The following is a 2,382-nucleotide window of genomic DNA, read 5'->3' on the forward strand; positions in this document are numbered from 1 at the left end:
AAGCTACGCCAGCCAGAGCGGCGGCGGCTTCGCGCGTGATCTCGATGACGAAATCCCTTTTGCGCCGGAATGGCGCGGATAATTTCCCCCGATTTTTAAACCGCAGCAGAGGAAGCCATGCAACGCATCCGTGACTCCAATACCATCATTGGCATTCTGGAAAATGGCGAGGTTGTTCCCCGCCTTTCCAAAGAATTGCTGGAAACATTTCTCGCCTTGAAAGAGCACACAGGCGACCGCCCCAAGGTGAAAGCCAAAGGGTCGGTCACGCTCAAACTCAATATTGAAGTGGTGGACGGCACAGTCACCATCGAAGCCGATATTGGTTCGAAACGACCAAAGCAGGTTCATGGATCTTCGCATTTCTGGATGCTCGAAGACGGCAGTCTTTCAACGCAACATCCCAAACAGATCGACATGTTCGGCGGCCCACGTGAGGCAACGCGCAGCGCGTCCGGCGTGATCAACGCATAATTTTTCAACAGCCATAGGATTTAAAATGTCTGAGACTCCGATTGCAACAAACGCAGTTCACAATCTGGCCATTGATATCACTGCCGCAGCCGAACTTGGCGCGCAGGCAAGTGGTGCTGAACTCGTCACAATTGAAACCACAGAATCAATGATCGGACTTCCAAAGGAAGTGCCAGCCTTATTGACGCGCGGCAGCACACCGTCAATTTCGGGTGTTGATCATATTCTTGAAAAATATCGCGTCTTTCCAAGCCGCAAGCGCGGTGTCGCGCAAGTGCAGACTTTGGATGCATTGATTGATCTGACCAATCGCCACAAAACGGAAGACTCGGCAATATTTGCCAATCTTGATTGGACCAAGCCAAGCCTCACATCGATAATTGATTATCATCGCAATCTGTCGGGTGGAGATGCTGATAACTGCCAGCATCGTATCCATTATGAGTTTCCTTTGTCAGATGACTGGAAACTCTGGGTTAAGAATGACGGCGAGGTGATGAGCCAGCAGGATTTTGCCATCTTTTTGGAAGATCGCATTCCTGACCTTGCTTCACCGACGGAGGGTGAAATTGCGACCATTGAGCGTGATTTCAACACCACGGTGGCGCTGCCGTCGCAGCTGGTTAACCTGTCACGCAAAATGCAAGTCAATGTGTCTTCGCAGGTGAAGACAGAAACCAAGTTGCAGTCTGGGGAAGGGCAGATTCAGTGGGAAGAAACCCACACAGGCGCTGACGGTCAGCCGGTCAAAGTGCCGGGCATATTCATTCTGTCCATCGCCCCATTCTTTATGGGAGAGAAAGTGCGCATTCCGGTGCGCCTGCGCTATCGCATGAGCAATCAGAAGGTTGTCTGGTTCTACAATATCTACCGTCCAGATTTGGTGATCACGCAGCAAGTTGAAGCGGATTTGCTGACGCTGACCAAGCAGACAGAACTGCCTTCATTCGCTGGCAAGCCGGAGATCAGCTGATGTCGGTCGCCAGTTTCACAATCGCGCGGGGAGCATTGCTCCCCGCCTTGAAGGCGGTCAACCGGGCCGTCGAAAAGCGCAACACGATTCCTATTCTTGGCAATGTGCTGATGAGTGCCGAGGATGACCGCCTTTGTGTAACCTGCACCAACCTTGACCTTGAAGTGCGCGCAAGCGCCGAAGCGCCGGGCATTGGCGCAATCGCATCTTTCACGATGCCATCCGCATTGCTGCATGATGCTGTCAGCAAGTTTGCAGATGGCGCGAATGTTAAATTTGAGGGCGACGACGCACATGTGAATGTATCGGCTGGCCGATCGCGCTTTCGCCTGCAGGTGCTGCCGGCGTCTGACTTTCCAGAAATGTCAGCGGGAGATTTCACGCACCATTTCAGTTTAACGGGTGTGGATATGGCGGACGCTATTGCCAAGGTCAGCTTCGCAATTTCTACGGAGGAAACCCGTTATTATTTGAATGGAATTTACCTTCACAGGACAGATGATCATCTGGCCTTTGTCGCCACAGACGGCCATCGCCTGGCACTGGTCAAGCTTGCGCCGCCCGAAGGCAGCGAGGGTATGCCAGGCGTTATCATTCCTCGTGCGACAGTCAGCCTGCTCAGGCATCTTGCAAGCGCAGAGGGCGACGTAGCAATCAGCCTGTCGGCGCAAAAAATCCGCTTCGAAATGCCTGGTGGCATCGTGATCACGTCAAAGCTCATCGATGGCAATTATCCAGACTATCCAAGGGTTATTCCCGCGAACAATGACAAATCCTACACGGTTGAGCGCGAGGCTCTCACCGCTGCTCTGGGACGCGTGATGACGCTTTCATCAGAGCGCGGGCGCGCCGTGAAGTTCTGCTTTAAGGCTGTGGAATTGCAGCTTGAAACAAACAACCCGGACCACGGCCAGGCACAGGATAGCATCAACATT

Annotated in this window: 3 protein-coding genes; all 3 read left to right on the forward strand. The window is 52.9% G+C overall.

Annotated elements, in window-relative coordinates; translation table 11 throughout:
* The first annotated feature begins 117 nt into the window (after positions 1-117).
* A complete protein-coding gene (locus tag ABE527_RS21540; RefSeq protein ID WP_499698249.1) occupies positions 118-474 on the forward strand; it encodes a YfdP family phage-associated protein in 357 nt (118 codons plus the stop codon).
* A 25-nt stretch (positions 475-499) separates the two neighbouring features.
* Positions 500-1,447, forward strand: coding sequence for a DUF2303 family protein (locus ABE527_RS21545; protein ID WP_265986080.1), 948 nt, complete (start codon positions 500-502; stop codon positions 1,445-1,447).
* Positions 1,447-2,382 (forward strand): DNA polymerase III subunit beta (gene dnaN, locus ABE527_RS21550; protein ID WP_499698250.1); only part of this gene is annotated, 936 nt, incomplete at its 3' end. The genes ABE527_RS21545 and dnaN, both read left to right, overlap by 1 nt.

The organism is Brucella sp. TWI432, assembly GCF_039674445.1.
Lineage (GTDB): Bacteria > Pseudomonadota > Alphaproteobacteria > Rhizobiales > Rhizobiaceae > Brucella > Brucella chromiisoli.

Coding starts and splice junctions, on each gene's coding strand:
- ABE527_RS21540 (WP_499698249.1), top strand. CDS start 118: ATGCAACGCATCCGTGACTCCAATACCATCATTGGCATTCTGGAAAAT.
- ABE527_RS21545 (WP_265986080.1), top strand. CDS start 500: ATGTCTGAGACTCCGATTGCAACAAACGCAGTTCACAATCTGGCCATT.